This is a genomic window from Pseudomonas sp. Sample_20, assembly GCF_004307585.1.
GTDB lineage: Bacteria > Pseudomonadota > Gammaproteobacteria > Pseudomonadales > Pseudomonadaceae > Aquipseudomonas > Aquipseudomonas atacamensis.
In genome coordinates this window covers 1-15,134 of record NZ_RCOA01000123.1, presented here as the reverse complement: position 1 = coordinate 15,134, position 15,134 = coordinate 1, and the positions used below count along the sequence as shown (strand labels likewise).

The following is a 15,134-nucleotide window of genomic DNA, read 5'->3' as shown; positions in this document are numbered from 1 at the left end:
GGTGTTTCTCCTGATTGCAAAAGTGCAGATTCAAAACCGCGTGCTCTTGAGAAATTCCGCCAGACGCGGCGATTGCGGGCGTTCGAACAGTTCCTTGGGAGGTCCCTGCTCTTCGATCCGCCCTTGATTCATGAAAACGATCTTGTCCGAGACCTCGAAGGCGAAACGCATTTCGTGGGTCACCAGCAACATGGTCATGCCATCTTCGGCCAGCCCCTTGATCACGTTGAGCACCTCACCGACCAGCTCCGGATCGAGGGCCGAAGTGACCTCATCGAAGAGCATCAGGCTGGGGTTCATCGCAATCGCTCGGGCAATCGCCACGCGCTGTTGCTGACCGCCGGACAACTGACCGGGAAAGTGATTGCGCCGCTCCAGCAGGCCGACACGCTCCAGCCATTTTTCCGCGAGCACCACGGCTTCGTCCTTGTGCATTTTCTTCACCTTGAGCAGGCCCAAGGTGACGTTCTGCAACGCGGTCAGGTGCGGGAAGAGGTTGAATTGCTGGAAGGCCATGCCGGTCATCGCACGATGGCGGGCAATGACCTTTTCCGCATGGCGCACACGTCTACCGTTGACCTCGTCGTAGCCGATGGACTCGCCGTCGAGCAGGATCTGCCCGCCCTGGAATTCTTCGAGCATGTTCACGCAACGCAGCAGCGTGGTTTTGCCCGAACCGCTGGAGCCGATCAGCGTGACGACGTTGCCGCGCTGCATGCTCAGGTCGACACCCTTGAGCACTTCCACCGTGCCGTACTGTTTGTGCAGGCCGCGAATATCCAGCAATGCCTGATCCTGTGAAGCAACTTGAGCTTGAGTCATGGCAGGGCCACCCGCTTTTCAATGTGCCGGCCGAGTAATTCGATGCCGTAGTTGATGACGAAGAACAGAAAACCGGCGAACAGGTAGAACTCCAGGGTCATGAAGTTCCGGGCGATGATCTGTTGCGTACTGAGCAGCAATTCAGCAACGCCGATCACCGAGAGCAAGGTCGACGCCTTGACGATTTCGGTGGACGAGTTGACCCAGGTCGGCAAAATCTGCCGCAGCGCCTGAGGCAACAGCACGTAGCCGAGGGATTGGTAGAACGTCAGGCCGATGGCTTTCCCCGCCTCCATCTGCCCGCGCGGCAGGGCTTGCAGCGCACCACGAACGATTTCGGCGACGTGCGAGCCGCAAAACAGTGTCAGGCCCAGGGCTCCAGCCTGAAACGCACTGATCTGCCAACCGAGCGCCGGCGCCATATAAAAGCAGGCCAGCACCAATACAAACACCGGTGTGCCGCGAATCAGATCGACGTACAGCCGAAACGGCGCACGCATCCAGAACTTGCCGTAAGTCAGGACCAGGCCGGCAACCACGCCGAGCAAGGTGCCCAACACAATGGCCAGCGCCGAGACCTGCACACTGGTCAGAAAGCCCTGCCACAACGGCTCGCGCGCGACCCACAATTCATGCAACCAACTGGGAGATTCGTACATCGCAGCCTCCTATCGGCGGATCGCCAGACGCTGCTCGAGGTAACGCAGCAGCATGGCAATGAGGTAACAGGCCGCGACATACAACGCCGTGGTCACCAGCCAGGTTTCGATCACCCGGTAGCTCTCGACGTTGATCTTGCGCGCGTAATAAGTCAGCTCCGGCACCGCAATCGCAGCCGCCAGCGAGGTGTCCTTGAACAGCGAAATGAAGTTGTTCGACAACGCCGGCAACACGTTGCGCAGCATCACCGGCACGGTGACGTAAGCCTTGACCTGCCATTCACCGAGACCGATTGCCAGCCCGGCTTCGCGCTGGCCTTTGGGAATGCTCAGCAAGCCGCCACGGAAGACTTCGGTCAGGTACGCGCCGGCATACAGCGACAGCGTGATGATGAACGAAGGAATCTTGTCCAGACGAATGCCAAGGCTGGGCAGTGCAAAGTAGATCAACAGAATCAACACCAGGATCGGCGTGTTACGCACTACCGTGACGTACACCGAGGCCAGCACCCGCAAGGCGCGATGCTTCGACAGCAAGGCAAACGCCATCAGCAGGCCGATCACGCAGCCGATGGCGATCGACACCAGCGCCAGTTGCAAGCCCAGACCGAGCCCCGCCAGCAAGGTGTCGAAATCGCGCCACACGGCGGCAAAGTTCAACTGATAGTTCATGGTCAGCAGTACCTTGAGCGGGGCGACGGTCATCGCCCCACTCTCACGGGATCATTTGAATTCGACTGGGAAACCGATGGCTGGAGATGGCAGATCAACACCGAACCATTGTTTGAACGAGGCGGCGTAGGTCGGGAACTCAACACCGGTCATGGCTTCATGCAGCGCGGTGTTGACGAAGTTCAGCCAGTCCTGATCGCCACGTTTGACGGCGCAGGCGTAAGTCTGCGGGCTCCAGGCATAGCTCGGGCTGCGGTAGCGGCCAGGGTTCTGCACCATCAGGTATTTGACTGAGGACTGATCGGTGGCGGCGGCATCGGCGCGGCCGGAGTTCACGGCCTGGTACATCAGGTCGACGCTGTCGTACTGATCGACTTTGGCCTTGGGCAATGCCTGATGCACCAGTTCTTCGGCGTAGACGTTCTGCAGCACCGCAACGGTGACGTCATCGCCCGCCGCCTGCAGGTCTTCGATTTCCTTGTACTTGCTGTTGTTAGGCAACAGCAGGCCAACACCTTCGCGGTAGTACGGCAGGGTGAACGCGACTTGCTGTGCGCGGCTGGCGGTAACGGTGATGAACTGGCAGCTCATGTCGACCTTGTCGGTGAGCAGATTGGGAATCCGCGCATCGGACGACTGCACCACGAACTCGACCTTGCTCGGGTCGTTGAACAGCCCTTTGGCCACCATCCTGGCGATGTCGATATCAAAACCCTGCAACTTGCCGTCCGCGCCCTGAAAGTGCCACGGCGCATTGGTGCTGCCAGTGCCCACGATCAACTTGCCACGGGCAAGAACACTGTCGAGCTTGCTGTCGGCAGCCTGGGCCAGGCCCATGATCGACGAAGAAGCTGCAAGAACAAAAACACACGCTTTGAACAACGAAGGACGGCGATGCATGGCAAGCACTCCAGAATTGTGTTTATTCCGCTATACCGGAACACGGTTTGTTACTACGGAATAGACAGCAGAAAGTGTGCCACAGGAATCTCGCGAAATCTGTAACTGCTTTGAACGCTATTGGAATCAACAAGATATGGTTCGTGGACCAAAGGGTTTGGCCCGACTTAGAACGAAGGAAAGACCTGACACAGCCATTAAAGGGGTAATGCGTTCCCAACTTGGGTCAGATCGCGCCGTTGTGGTGCGAATCAGGGTGACAGTTGAACAAGACCCGGTATCAGCGCTTTAGCGCCTGCCTGTAGACATCCCCACCCTGCCGTTTCCCGACGGCTATCACCGTCACGACAGCACTTCTCGTGGTTACGCAGCCCACCTGTAATTTCTGACAGTAGACCGCGACGCCCCTGCTCCTTTAACGTCAAGGTGCCTACCCGCTCGTTGAAAAGGACCCTTCGATGAACGCCACAAACACAACTTTCGCGCTGGACCCGGTTTACCGCAAAGCCCTGAAAACCTGGCGTCCGGTCATTCTGTATTTCGCCAATGATCACTGCCCCGCCTGCGAATGGGCCGGGCCGGTCTTTCGGCAGATTGCCGAGCCTTACCGACTGCGCGCCAACATCTATATGCTCAACACCAGCCAATCGCCCAAGCACCCGAATGTCACGGGCACGCCAACAGTGCTGTTCTATAAAAACGGCAGGCTGCTGAAAAAGCTCAAAGGTATCGGCACCGAGGAAACCCTGGCGAAGGATATGGCCCGGCATGTCGGCAGGACAAAGGCTCCCGCAACGCCACGCAAACCTCACCATGATCTGGCCTGGCTGCGGCGCACGCTCAAGTCGTTGCGCACCGTCACTGGTTCGCGCCACCGGCTTCTGCGCTGAACCCGACCGGGATTGGACAACCCGTTGTCTGCCTGCTTTGCTGTTGAGCGAACACATTGCGCGCCGCCCGCCGGTTCGGGTGGTTGCCAGGATCGGCGCAGACAGCGGGATAAGCATGTTCGAAACCATTGAAGCGCAAGCGTGGAAGGAAACCGCGTCTAACGAGTTGAGGGAAGAGTTTCTCCAGCGCGAATTCGAACGGCTCAAACCGTTCAGCTTGTTGATCTATGTGGTCAGCATTTTCATGTGGCTGCTGTTTGATCTGATCGTCAGTTTTCTCGGCGGCCAGGGTTTCACGTGGCGCTCGATGGCGTTTCTCGCTGGTTTCGCGCTGTTGACGGTGGTACTCGGCTTTACGCGCAAAGCCAGTCATTTCGATGTGCTCACCCTGTTGCTGGTCCTGGGATTGACCGTCGGTGTGCGAATGATCGTCGACGGCCTCGCGCCTGATTCGCACAGCTTGTGGCTGGTGCTGGCCGCAGCGAGCATGTTGTACAGCGTGTCAGTACTGCCGCTGCGGCGCTGGGCGTTCTTTGCGGTACAAGTTGTGATCTGGGTGATCCTCAACCCGTTTCTCGCCACCACTACCGAAATCACTGAACTGCGCGGCGTCCTGACTGCCTGCTACAGCGTGTTCCTCTGCGCGCTCACGGTGTACACCTTTTTGAAATTTCGTGAGGCCAAGCTGAACAACTACCTGATGTCGCGGCTGCTGCTGGATCAGGCCTATAACGACCCGCTGACGCAGATTCCCAACCGACGCTCGTTCATGACCCACGCAGGGCAACGGCTGCTGGCAAGCCCGCGCGAGCGCGATCATTACCTGATGATGATCGACATCGACAACTTCAAGAAGGTCAACGACACCTACGGGCATGACATCGGTGATGAGGTGCTCATTCGCGTCGCAGCCGATATCAAGGCAGTGATGATTTCGTTTGACTACGCGCGTATGGGCGGTGAGGAGTTCGCGATCTATCTGGCGGGAGTGCGGCACGAGGATGTTGAAAGCCTTGCCACGCAACTGTGCCAGTCAGTGCGTGAACACCCCACCCGGCACCCGGTCACCATCAGCATCGGCATTACCCGGGTGGCTGAGGGTGACTCGTTGAATCAGGCGCTGATCAAAGCGGATGCGGCGTTGTACGAATCAAAGCATACGGGCAAGGACCGCTTTACGTTTCATCAGTAACAAGCGCAGCGACCGCTGCGCCATTCCACGAATGCTCAAGCCACCTCACGCTCCAGCAATACCCGCGTCACCCGCCGTTCTTCTACCACTTTGACGGTCAGTTGCCAGCCCTCGTATTCCAGTCGATCGCCGGTCATCGGCAACCGATCCAGCAGACTCATGACCAACCCGGCCATGGTCTGATAATCCTCGGTCGGCTCGGCATCGAAGCCGGTACGCTGGCGAACGCGAGCCAAGGGCAGCGCGCCGCTGACCAGAAACCCGCCGCGCTCTTCGACCACGTCAGGGCCTTCGATTTCGCTGGCATCGGGCAACTCACCTGCGATCGATTCGAGGATGTCGGTCATGGTCAATACGCCGACGAAATCGCCAAACTCATTGACCACGAAGGCGATGTGCGTCGATGCCGCGCGCATTTGCTCCAGGGCATTGAGGATCGAGTAACTGTCGAGCAGATTGACGGTCTTGCGTGCCAGATGCTCCAGGTTCGGCTCGTTGCCGGCCAGATACTCCTTGAGCAATTCCTTCTTGTGTACGAAGCCAAGCGGCTCGTCCACCGCGCCATCGCGAATCAGCGGCAAGCGTGAATACGACGAATGCATCAACTTCGTGCGAATGGTTTCGGCGTCATCGGCAAGATCAATCAGGTCAACGTCGGCGCGCACCGTCATCAGGTTGCGAATCGGCCGCTCCGCCAGTTGCAGCACGCCGCTGATCATCACCCGCTCACGACGGTCGAACAGCTCGGCCACCGGCGCTTCACCGTTGTCCAGCAGGTCGGAGATTTCCTCACCAACCTCCTCCGCCGCCAGCTTGCGGCCACCGAGCAGACGCATCACCGCATGGGCTGTGCGCTCGCGCATCGGGCGCACGCCCTGCATCGAACGTTTGCGCCGAGCCCGGGCGATCTGGTTGAAGACTTCGATGAGGATCGAGAAACCGATGGCGGCGTACAGGTAACCTTTCGGGATATGGAAGCCCAGACCTTCTGCGGTCAGGGCAAAACCGATCATCATCAGGAAGCCCAGACACAGCATGATCACGGTCGGATGCGCGTTGACGAAGCGGGTCAGCGGCTTGCTGGCGACGATCATCAGGCCGATGGAAATGATCACGGCGATCATCATCACCGCCAGTTCATCGACCATGCCCACAGCGGTAATCACCGCATCGAGGGAGAACACCGCGTCGAGCACCACGATCTGCGCCACGATCGGCCAGAACAGCGCGTAGGTTGTGTTGGTCGAGCGCTCGCCGACATGGCCTTCGAGCCGTTCATGCAACTCCATCGTCGCCTTGAACAACAGGAACACGCCACCGAACAGCATGATCAGATCACGCCCGGAGAAGCTCTTGTCGAACACCTCGAACAACGGCTGTGTGAGCGTAACCAGCCAGGAAATGCTCGCCAACAGGCCCAGGCGCATGATCAACGCCAGGGACAGACCGATGATCCGCGCACGATCGCGCTGATGCGGCGGCAGTTTGTCGGCAAGAATTGCGATGAACACCAGGTTGTCGATACCCAGTACCAGTTCCAGCACGATCAGAGTCAACAGGCCTAACCAGGCTGTGGGATCCGCTAACCATTCCATAAAACGTCTCGATCTCTCTTCAGTGAATTCAGGCGGCCGGACACGGCGAAGTGCAACGCGAAAGCTCAAGAGCCGCGTTATCAACCATAGTCGGAAGTCGGAAGACGGGATGCTGCGAAAGGATCAAGACCGCGCGAAGGCGTGCTGGAGAGTGCTGACTGGGAGGCTCCGAGAGGGTGTTCATGTAGATCCTGAATGAAAAATGGCCTTCGAGCGTACAGCGTCGACCGGCCTGTTCTACAGCGGCAAATCATTTCAAAATCTGTACGAATCAATGTAACCGAAGATTTTCAGCGTTGCTGAAGAAGCCTTCGCGAGCAGGCTCGCTCCCACAGGGTGCGAGCGGTGCGGCGGATTTCAGCGCAAATCCAGCTCATCGATATGCTGATACTGCGCTTGCAGCGCGGTCGCCAGATCCTTCGCCCGGCCCAGTCGAATCGGCCCGCGCTCGATGTCGATCAGCAATCCGGGGCACGCCAGCACTGGCAACGCCGACAGTTCTTTCACGCGACCATCGGTCACGATCAGGCAGCGTTGCTGTTCGGCAGGAAAACGCTTGCGTCGCAGCGTCAGCCATTGCTGCGCCTGCGCCAGTGCCGCGAGCAACGGCGTGCCGCCACCGGCGCCCAGACCGTCGAGCCAGACGCTCAGGCCGCTTGAGGCCTTCAAGCCTTGCACCTGCCATTTCGGCGCAGAACCACTGGCGGTCAGCAACGCCAGCCGCGCCCGCTGGCGGTAAGCATCGTCGAACAGCTGCGCGAGCAGGCCCTTGGCATCGCTCAAGGCCTGATGGCGACGGGTCGAGGCCGACGCGTCGACGATCACCAGCCAAATTTCATGGGGCGAGCGGGTGCGCTGTTGAAACAGCAGATCGGCGCGGCGCTGAGGCCGGCCATTGAGCAGCGTGCCCGGCCAGTTCACCGAACCGCTGCTGGCGCTCTGGCGTCGGCCTTGGCGGCCATTGTCGAGTTGTCCGGCACGGGGTCTGGCATTCGCCCCCGCGTCGGATCGGGGGCGAATGCCTAGGGCTTTTTTGCCTGCGGCGGCCAGCTCGGAACTTCGCGGCGGGCACCGGTGGCTTGCGCCGTTGCCGGCATCTCGCCCCACTGGCCCTGCCCTTCACCGGTTTTGCTGTCTGCGCCTGACGGAGATTGCGCTTGTGGCTCCGCGCCGGCCAAGGGCTGCTCGCGACGGCGATGGCGCAGGGCAAATTCGGCCACCGCGTTGATGTCCTCTTCAGCAATCGCATCCGCCCCACGCCACGCGGCATGGGCGCGGGCCGCGCGCAACCAGACCAGATCGGCACGCAAGCCATCGACGCCAGCAGCGAAACAACGCTCGGTAATCAACGCCAATGCCGCGTCATCCAGCGGGATGGCTGCCAAACGCTCGCGGGCGCTTTCACAGCGCGAACGCAGGATGTGTTGCTCGCTCGCCCACTGCGCGCAGAACCCTTGTGGATCGCTGTCGAAATCCAGCCGCCGGCGAATGATCTGTCCGCGTTCGGCGGGCGCGGTGTGGCCGCTGAGGGCAACGTTCAAGCCGAAGCGGTCAAGCAGTTGCGGCCGCAGTTCGCCCTCTTCCGGGTTCATGGTGCCGATCAGGACGAATTTGGCCGAATGTCGATGGGAGATGCCGTCGCGCTCGATCAGGTTGATACCGCTGGCGGCGACATCGAGCAGCAGATCGACCAAGTGATCGGGCAGCAGATTGACCTCATCGACATAGAGCACGCCACCGTCAGCCTTGGCCAGAACACCGGGCGAAAACTGCGCGCGACCGTCGCTGAGGGCAGCATCGAGATCGAGGGTGCCGACCAGCCGCTCTTCAGTTGCGCCCAATGGCAACGTGACGAATTGGCCGCTGGCGAGCAGGTCCGCCAGGCCCCGGGCCAGGGTCGACTTGGCCATGCCGCGCGGACCTTCGATGAGTACGCCGCCGATTTTCGGGTCGATGGCGGTCAGGCACAGGGCGAGCTTCAAGTCATCGGCGCCGACCACGGCGGAGAGTGGGAAATGCGGGGTGTCGGTCATGGGTTGCTCTTTCGTGGTCGTGGATGGTCGTGACGGTGTGGTGTGTCAGTTGTTGCCCTCACCCTAGCCCTCTCCCAGAGGGAGAGGGAACAGACCGTGATGGCCTCTCGAGTTCTGTCGACGTGATGCATCGGGTCGACGCAAATTTCGACAGCGCTAGAGATCGGCTCCCTCTCCCTCCGGGAGAGGGCTGGGGTGAGGGTAGCTTTTTAGCGGCTACATATCTTCCTCGATATCCAACAGCAAATTCTCCAGCGCCTCTTTATAAGCCCCAGGCTCCTGCCACATCCCGCGCTGCTGCGCTTCGAGCATGCGTTCGGTCATGTCGCGCAGAGCATGCGGATTATGTTCACGAACAAAATCCCGGGTCGCCGGATCGAGCAAATATGCCTCCGCCAGCAACGCGTACTGATGGTCATCGATCAACTGCGTGGTCGCATCGAAAGCGAACAGATTATCAACCGTCGCCGCCAGTTCGAACGCGCCTTTGTAGCCGTGACGCTTGACCCCGTCGATCCACTTCGGATTCGCCGCGCGCGAGCGCACCACACGGTTCAACTCTTCCTTCAGGGTACGAATCTTCGGCAGATCCGGCTGGCTGTGATCACCGTGATAACTGGCCGCCGCTTCGCCGCGCAGCGTCTCCACCGCCGCGAGCATGCCGCCCTGGAACTGGTAGTAATCGTTGGAATCGAGCAAGTCATGCTCGCGGTTGTCCTGGTTCTGCAGAACTGCCTGGACTTGGCTCAGACGCTGGCTGAACTGCTCGCGGGCAGCCGTGCCCTCGTCGGCGCCGCCGTAAGCGTAGGCGCCCCAGTTCAGGTAAACCTCGGCAAGGTCTTCGCGGGTCTGCCACAGACGCCCATCGATGGCGCCTTGCACCCCGGCGCCGTAAGCTCCCGGTTTTGCGCCGAAGATGCGCCACCCGGCCTGACGCAGCGCGGTATCTTCATCGACGCCCGACTGCAACAGCGCCTGGCGTTCGGCGCGCACCTTGGCGGCCAATGGGTTCAAGTCATCCGGCTCATCCAGCGCGGCCACCGCTTGCACGGCGGCGTCGAACAGGCGGATGAGATTGGCAAACGCATCACGGAAAAAGCCCGAAACCCGCAGCGTCACGTCGACCCGGGGACGATCGAGCAGACTCAGCGGCAGAATCTCGAAATCATCCACGCGCTGACTGCCCGTGGCCCAGACCGGACGCACGCCCATCAACGCCATGGCCTGAGCGATGTCGTCGCCGCCGGTGCGCATGGTTGCGGTGCCCCAGACCGACAGGCCGAGCTGGCGCAAGTGATCGCCGTGATCCTGCAAGTGTCGTTCAAGGATAAGCGTCGCCGACTGGAATCCGATGCGCCACGCGGTGGTGGTCGGCAGATTGCGCACGTCCACCGAATAGAAGTTGCGCCCGGTGGGCAGCACGTCGAGACGGCCACGGCTCGGAGCACCGCTGGGGCCGGCGGGGACGAAACGACCGCTGAGGGCGTCAAGCAGACCGCGCATTTCGGCCGGGCCACAAGCGTCGAGCCGTGGGGCGACGACTTCGCGCAGATGCTCGAGTATCGAATTAACCTCCGCCCACCCCGACCCTTGTGGGAGCGAGCCTGCTCGCGAACTCGGTGTGTCATTCAACAATGATTTACCTGACGCACCGCTTTCGCGAGCATGCTCGCTCGCACAGGGGACATTCAGTGTTTGGGAGATCAGGTCTGCGGCAAACAATTCGAGGCGTTCGCGGGTGTCGCCGGCGGTGCGCCAGACTTCTTCGCTGAAGGTCTGCAACTCGGGCGGACGCGGGCCGTTCCAAGGATCGGCCAAGGCGCAATCCAGCGGATCAAAACCGAGATCAAACGCTTTGGCCAGTGCTCGCAGCAGACTCGACTGCGAGCCTTTGCCGTCACCGCGCGGGATGCGCAGCAACGCCAGCAAGGTATCGATACGCAAGCGCCCGCTCGGCGATTCGCCAAAAATGTGCAACCCGTCGCGAATCTGCGATTCCTTCAGGTCGCACAGATAAGTGTCCAGACGCGGCAACCAGATCGCCGCATCGGCATCGCTGTCCAGCGCAGCATCCAGTTGCAGTTCCCGGTCGATTTGCGTGTCCCGCACCAGTTGCAGAATGTCGCGTTGCAACTCGCGGGCGCGGCGCGGATCAAGCAGTTGCGCCTCGTAATACTCGTCGGCGAGCAGCTCCAGATTGCGCAGCGGCCCGTAGGTTTCGGCGCGGGTCAGCGGTGGCATCAAGTGGTCGATGATCACCGCCTGCGTGCGCCGTTTGGCCTGGGCGCCCTCGCCCGGATCGTTGACGATAAACGGATAGATATTTGGCAGCGGGCCGAGCAACGCATCCGGCCAGCAGTTTTCCGATAGCCCAACGCCCTTGCCCGGCAGCCATTCGAGATTGCCATGCTTGCCGACGTGGATCACGCCGTGGGCACCGTAGGTGTTGCGCAACCAGAAATAGAACGCCAGATAGCCGTGCGGCGGAACCAGATCCGGGTCGTGGTACACCGCGCTCGGATCGACCTGATAACCGCGTGCAGGCTGGATGCCGACAAAAGTCAGACCGAAACGCAGACCGGCGATCATCAGCCGGCCGTCGCGACACATCGGATCGTTTTGCGGCGATCCCCAACGCTCTTGCACCGCGACACGATTCGCCTCCGGCAACGCATTGAACATTGCCAGGTAATCGTCCATCGCCAGGCTCTGCTGGCACGGGCGCAAGTCGAGACTATCGAGGTCGTTGCTGACGCCGCCGAGCAGTTGCTGGATCAGTTCGGTGCCGCTGTCGGGCAACTCGGCCGTGATCGGATAACCTTCGGCACGCAATGCGCGGAGGATATTCAGCGCCGCCGCCGGCGTATCGAGGCCGACGCCATTGCCGATGCGGCCGTCGCGGGTCGGGTAGTTGGCGAGGATCAACGCGATGCGTTTTTCGCCGTTCGGCACGTGTGCCAAAGCAACCCAGCGCCGCGCCAGTTCGGCGACGAAATCCATGCGTTCGGGCTGGGCGCGATAGCAGACCACATCGGACTGACTGCGCTCGCTGCGCCACGCCAGATCCTTGAAGCTGATCGGTCGGCTGATGATGCGCCCGTCAAGCTCCGGCAAAGCAATGTGCATCGCCAGATCGCGCGGCCCAAGGCCCTGTTCGCTGTCGCGCCAGCCGGGCTCATTGTCCTGGGCGCAGATCGCTTGAATCACCGGGATGTTGCGGCGAAACGGGCGCAGATGCGGTGCTTCGGGGCTCGATTGGGCAAAACCGGTGGTGTTGAGAATCACCCCCGCCTCGACTTCATCCAGCCAATCCTCGACAACCGACAGACAACCGGGTTCTTTCAGACTGGCCACCGCGATCGGCAGCGGATTGAGCCCGGCTGCCTGCAAACGCTGACAGAACACATCGATGAACGCGGTGTTCGCCGCCTGCAAATGCGAGCGATAAAACAACAGCGCCGCCACCGGTTGACCGGGCAGCCATTCGGCTTGCCAGTCGCTCAGGGCAGCGCTGTTTTTCTGTGGGTGATAAATCGCCGTGCGCGGCAGGGTTTGCGGCTCGTTCCACGGGTAATCGCGGGCGAACCATTGGTTGCCCAGGCAACGGAAGAAATCCAGCGCATTGCCCATGCCGCCCTGACGCAGAAATTGCCAGAGTCGATCGCGTACTTCGGCGCTGACCGTGCTCAAGTCACTGAGCTCGGGGTCCGGGCGGTCGTCGCCGGGCACCAGAATCAGTTGCCCGCCGCGTTCGGACAACTCGACCAGCCGCTCGACACCGTAGCGCCAATAGGCGATGCCGCCGTGCAGTGAGATCAGAATGACCTTGGCGTGGCGCAGCACTTCGTCGACATACAGATCGACCGAGGCATGATTCTGCACCTGCATCGGGTTGGCCAGACGCAGGCTCGGATAGTCATCGGGCAATTGTTGCGCAGCCTCGGCAAGCAGCGCCAGGCTGGAATCGCCGCTGCACAGGATCACCAGCTCGGCGGGGGTTTGTCCGAGGTCGGCAATGTTGTCGTCCGAGACGAATCCGCCGGGCTGGGTCCTGAGCAGGTGCATGGCTTAAACGCTGAGCGCAGCGCGCAATTGCGCTTCGAGTTGTGCGGCATCGAGTTCCTGACCGATCAGCACCAGACGCGTGACGCGCGCTTCTTCGGCGCCCCACTGACGGTCGAAATGCTTGTCGAAACGCGTGCCCACACCCTGGATCAACAGGCGCATCGGCTTGTTCGGAATCGCCGCGAAGCCTTTCACGCGCAGAATGCCGTGTTGCACCACGAGTTGCGTCAGCGCATCGAGCAGCAGGCTTTCGTCGGCTTGCGGCAGTTCGATGGAGATCGAATCGAAGGCGTCGTGATCGTGGTCGTCGTCATCACCGTCGTGATGGTGATCGTGGTGACTGTGGCGGCTGTCGATGTGTTCCTCGGAGCCGGCACCGAGGCCGATCAACACGTCGAGCGGCAGGCGGCCATTGCTGGCTTCGATGATTTTTACCGCTGGCGGCAGCTCTTCGGCGACTTCAGCGCGCACCCGAGCCAGATCTTCCGCGCTGGTCTGGTCGGCCTTGTTGAGGATGACCAGGTCAGCACTGGCCAGTTGATCGGCGAACAATTCGTGCAGCGGCGACTCGTGATCAAGGTTCGGATCAAGTTTGCGCTGGGCATCAACTTGATCCGGGAACGCTGCGAAGGTGCCAGCAGCGACGGCCGGGCTGTCGACCACGGTGATCACCGCGTCAACGGTGCAAGCGCTACGGATTTCCGGCCACTGGAAGGCTTGCACCAGCGGTTTTGGCAGGGCCAGGCCGGAGGTTTCGATGAGAATGTGATCGAGGTCACCTCGACGGGCGACCAGTTCGCGCATTACCGGGAAGAATTCTTCCTGCACCGTGCAGCACAGGCAGCCGTTGGCCAGCTCATAAACGCGGCCGCTGGCCTCTTCTTCGGTGCAGCCGATGGTGCATTGCTTGAGGATTTCACCGTCGATGCCCAGCTCGCCAAACTCGTTGACGATCACCGCGATGCGCCGGCCCTGAGCGTTATCGAGCATGTGCCGCAGCAGCGTGGTTTTGCCCGAACCGAGGAAACCGGTGACGATGGTGACGGGGAGTTTGGCCAGTGTTTTCATCGGTATGCCCTTTGGCAAGCGGCGGGCATACGGGACGAGAACCGGCAGCGCGCATGCACGCCGGAAGCATTCGCCACCGGATCACCCCGCCCGGTTGTAGTGAGAATCTGTGACGAGGCAGGTCTCCTGGCTGACGGCGTTCAGGCGCTGGGCCTGGCGTCCATTGCGCCTTCCCGCTGGCTCATCGGTTGAGCTGGCAGTGGCGTGGCAACGAACATCACCGTTCACAGTTGCGGGGGCAGCCGCGGCTTTGACCGCGTTCCCTTCTTAGCTTCGGCGAGTGCCGAAGAACCTCGAAAGCGCAAGGCTACGCATGGGTCCGTCGTGGGTCAATGCTCGGTGAGTCTGAAACTGGGGGTATATCCGTTGCTGCGGTAACGGCTTCTTAAGGTTTTGCTCTTACAGCGAGTCCCTTTTTCAAACGCCGGAGTGCCGGCACAGCAAAAAGGAACCAAAAGGCTTTGCCCCGGCGTACGGCCCGCTCGCTGGAGCTCGGGGTACCTTCGTTACGGGACCGATCCGGGCGCAGCCTGCTGAAGGGGCAAAAGATCAAAGCCAAAGCAAAAGCCAGATCTAGAGCCCCTCACCCTAGCCCTCTCCCCGAGGGAGAGGGGACTGACCGAGGTGTTTAGGCGAAATACGCCGACTTGCGATATCGAGTCGGATGCAGATTCTGAAAAGCCCGCAAATCGGCTCCCTCTCCCTCGGGAGAGGGCTGGGCGGGCGGCGTTCCGATGAGGGGCGAATCCAACACAGATCCAAAGCAGACCACACGCTTTTCACCACTCAACAATGAGCGTTAGCTCGAGTGCTTTTGATCTTGATCCACCGGCGACGTCGGAAGGCTGAGCGGAGGGATTGATCCGGGCGTGGGAGCGCAGCGACCGTACGACGCAGTCGTACACAGCGGAAGGAGGTGCAGCGAAGCAAACCGTAGCCGCTGCGCCCGGATCAGTCCCGCAGCGAAGGAACCCGAGCCTGCGAGGGCCGAACGTAGGAGCAAGCCTTTTTGGGTACTTTTTCGGCGTTTGGAAAAAGTGCCTCGCCGTAAGGGCGAAACCGTAATCAGCAACACCCACAGCAACGGATATACACACAAAAACATCAGAAAAATACCTCCACCGCAGCACCGAAAACTCCCGGGAAATTGACTAAAAACCCAAACCCATGTTCTCCTGCCCACCTTGTTACGGGTGCCCTTCACAGGGTGAAACGGGAAACCGGTGAATCATGTGCTT

The 15,134-nt window shown here is 60.7% G+C and carries 11 protein-coding genes and 1 riboswitch; of the genes, 2 read left to right on the top strand and 9 right to left on the bottom strand.

Features of this window, described 5'->3' with window-relative positions; all coding sequences use genetic code 11:
- Nucleotides 1–30: 30 nt before the first annotated feature.
- From D8U70_RS24120 to D8U70_RS24105, 4 genes are read right to left on the bottom strand one after another with little or no spacing between them, the layout of a single operon-like run.
- A complete protein-coding gene (locus tag D8U70_RS24120) occupies nt 31–822 on the bottom strand; it encodes an amino acid ABC transporter ATP-binding protein (RefSeq protein WP_110646500.1) in 792 nt (263 codons plus the stop codon).
- On the bottom strand, nt 819–1,481 hold the full coding sequence (locus D8U70_RS24115) for an amino acid ABC transporter permease (RefSeq protein WP_071172258.1): 663 nt from the start codon (nt 1,479–1,481) through the stop codon (nt 819–821). The genes D8U70_RS24120 and D8U70_RS24115 overlap by 4 nt, the downstream gene beginning before the upstream one ends.
- Nucleotides 1,482–1,490: 9 nt before the next feature.
- Nucleotides 1,491–2,153 (bottom strand): amino acid ABC transporter permease, encoded by a 663-nt coding sequence (locus D8U70_RS24110; protein WP_024012746.1) that lies wholly within the window; start codon nt 2,151–2,153, stop codon nt 1,491–1,493.
- A 51-nt stretch (nt 2,154–2,204) separates the two neighbouring features.
- Entirely contained in the window at nt 2,205–3,053 is an 849-nt protein-coding gene (locus tag D8U70_RS24105; RefSeq protein WP_122707956.1) for a transporter substrate-binding domain-containing protein, read from the bottom strand.
- A gap of 458 nt (nt 3,054–3,511) precedes the next feature.
- On the opposite strand from D8U70_RS24105, the gene D8U70_RS24100 reads away from it, so the two are divergent.
- Nucleotides 3,512–3,943 (top strand): thioredoxin family protein, encoded by a 432-nt coding sequence (locus D8U70_RS24100; protein WP_130929919.1) that lies wholly within the window; start codon nt 3,512–3,514, stop codon nt 3,941–3,943.
- 115 nt (nt 3,944–4,058) lie between these two features.
- Nucleotides 4,059–5,135 (top strand): GGDEF domain-containing protein, encoded by a 1,077-nt coding sequence (locus D8U70_RS24095; protein WP_130929918.1) that lies wholly within the window; start codon nt 4,059–4,061, stop codon nt 5,133–5,135.
- 35 nt (nt 5,136–5,170) lie between these two features.
- On the opposite strand, the gene D8U70_RS24090 is transcribed toward D8U70_RS24095, so the two are convergent.
- The 5 genes from D8U70_RS24090 to cobW form a co-directional block, all read right to left on the bottom strand.
- On the bottom strand, nt 5,171–6,730 hold the full coding sequence (locus D8U70_RS24090; protein WP_130929917.1) for a TerC family protein: 1,560 nt from the start codon (nt 6,728–6,730) through the stop codon (nt 5,171–5,173).
- A gap of 357 nt (nt 6,731–7,087) precedes the next feature.
- Complete coding sequence (locus tag D8U70_RS24085; RefSeq protein WP_241664691.1) at nt 7,088–7,780, bottom strand: VWA domain-containing protein; 693 nt, start codon at nt 7,778–7,780, stop codon at nt 7,088–7,090.
- Nucleotides 7,753–8,763, bottom strand: coding sequence for an AAA family ATPase (locus D8U70_RS24080; RefSeq protein WP_130929915.1), 1,011 nt, complete (start codon nt 8,761–8,763; stop codon nt 7,753–7,755). The genes D8U70_RS24085 and D8U70_RS24080 overlap by 28 nt, the downstream gene beginning before the upstream one ends.
- A 216-nt stretch (nt 8,764–8,979) precedes the next feature.
- Nucleotides 8,980–12,828, bottom strand: coding sequence for a cobaltochelatase subunit CobN (gene cobN / locus D8U70_RS24075; RefSeq protein WP_130929914.1), 3,849 nt, complete (start codon nt 12,826–12,828; stop codon nt 8,980–8,982).
- A gap of 3 nt (nt 12,829–12,831) precedes the next feature.
- Entirely contained in the window at nt 12,832–13,896 is a 1,065-nt protein-coding gene (gene cobW / locus D8U70_RS24070) for a cobalamin biosynthesis protein CobW (protein WP_024012737.1), read from the bottom strand.
- A 98-nt stretch (nt 13,897–13,994) separates the two neighbouring features.
- A riboswitch (cobalamin riboswitch) is annotated at nt 13,995–14,207 on the bottom strand.
- Nucleotides 14,208–15,134: the final 927 nt, after the last annotated feature.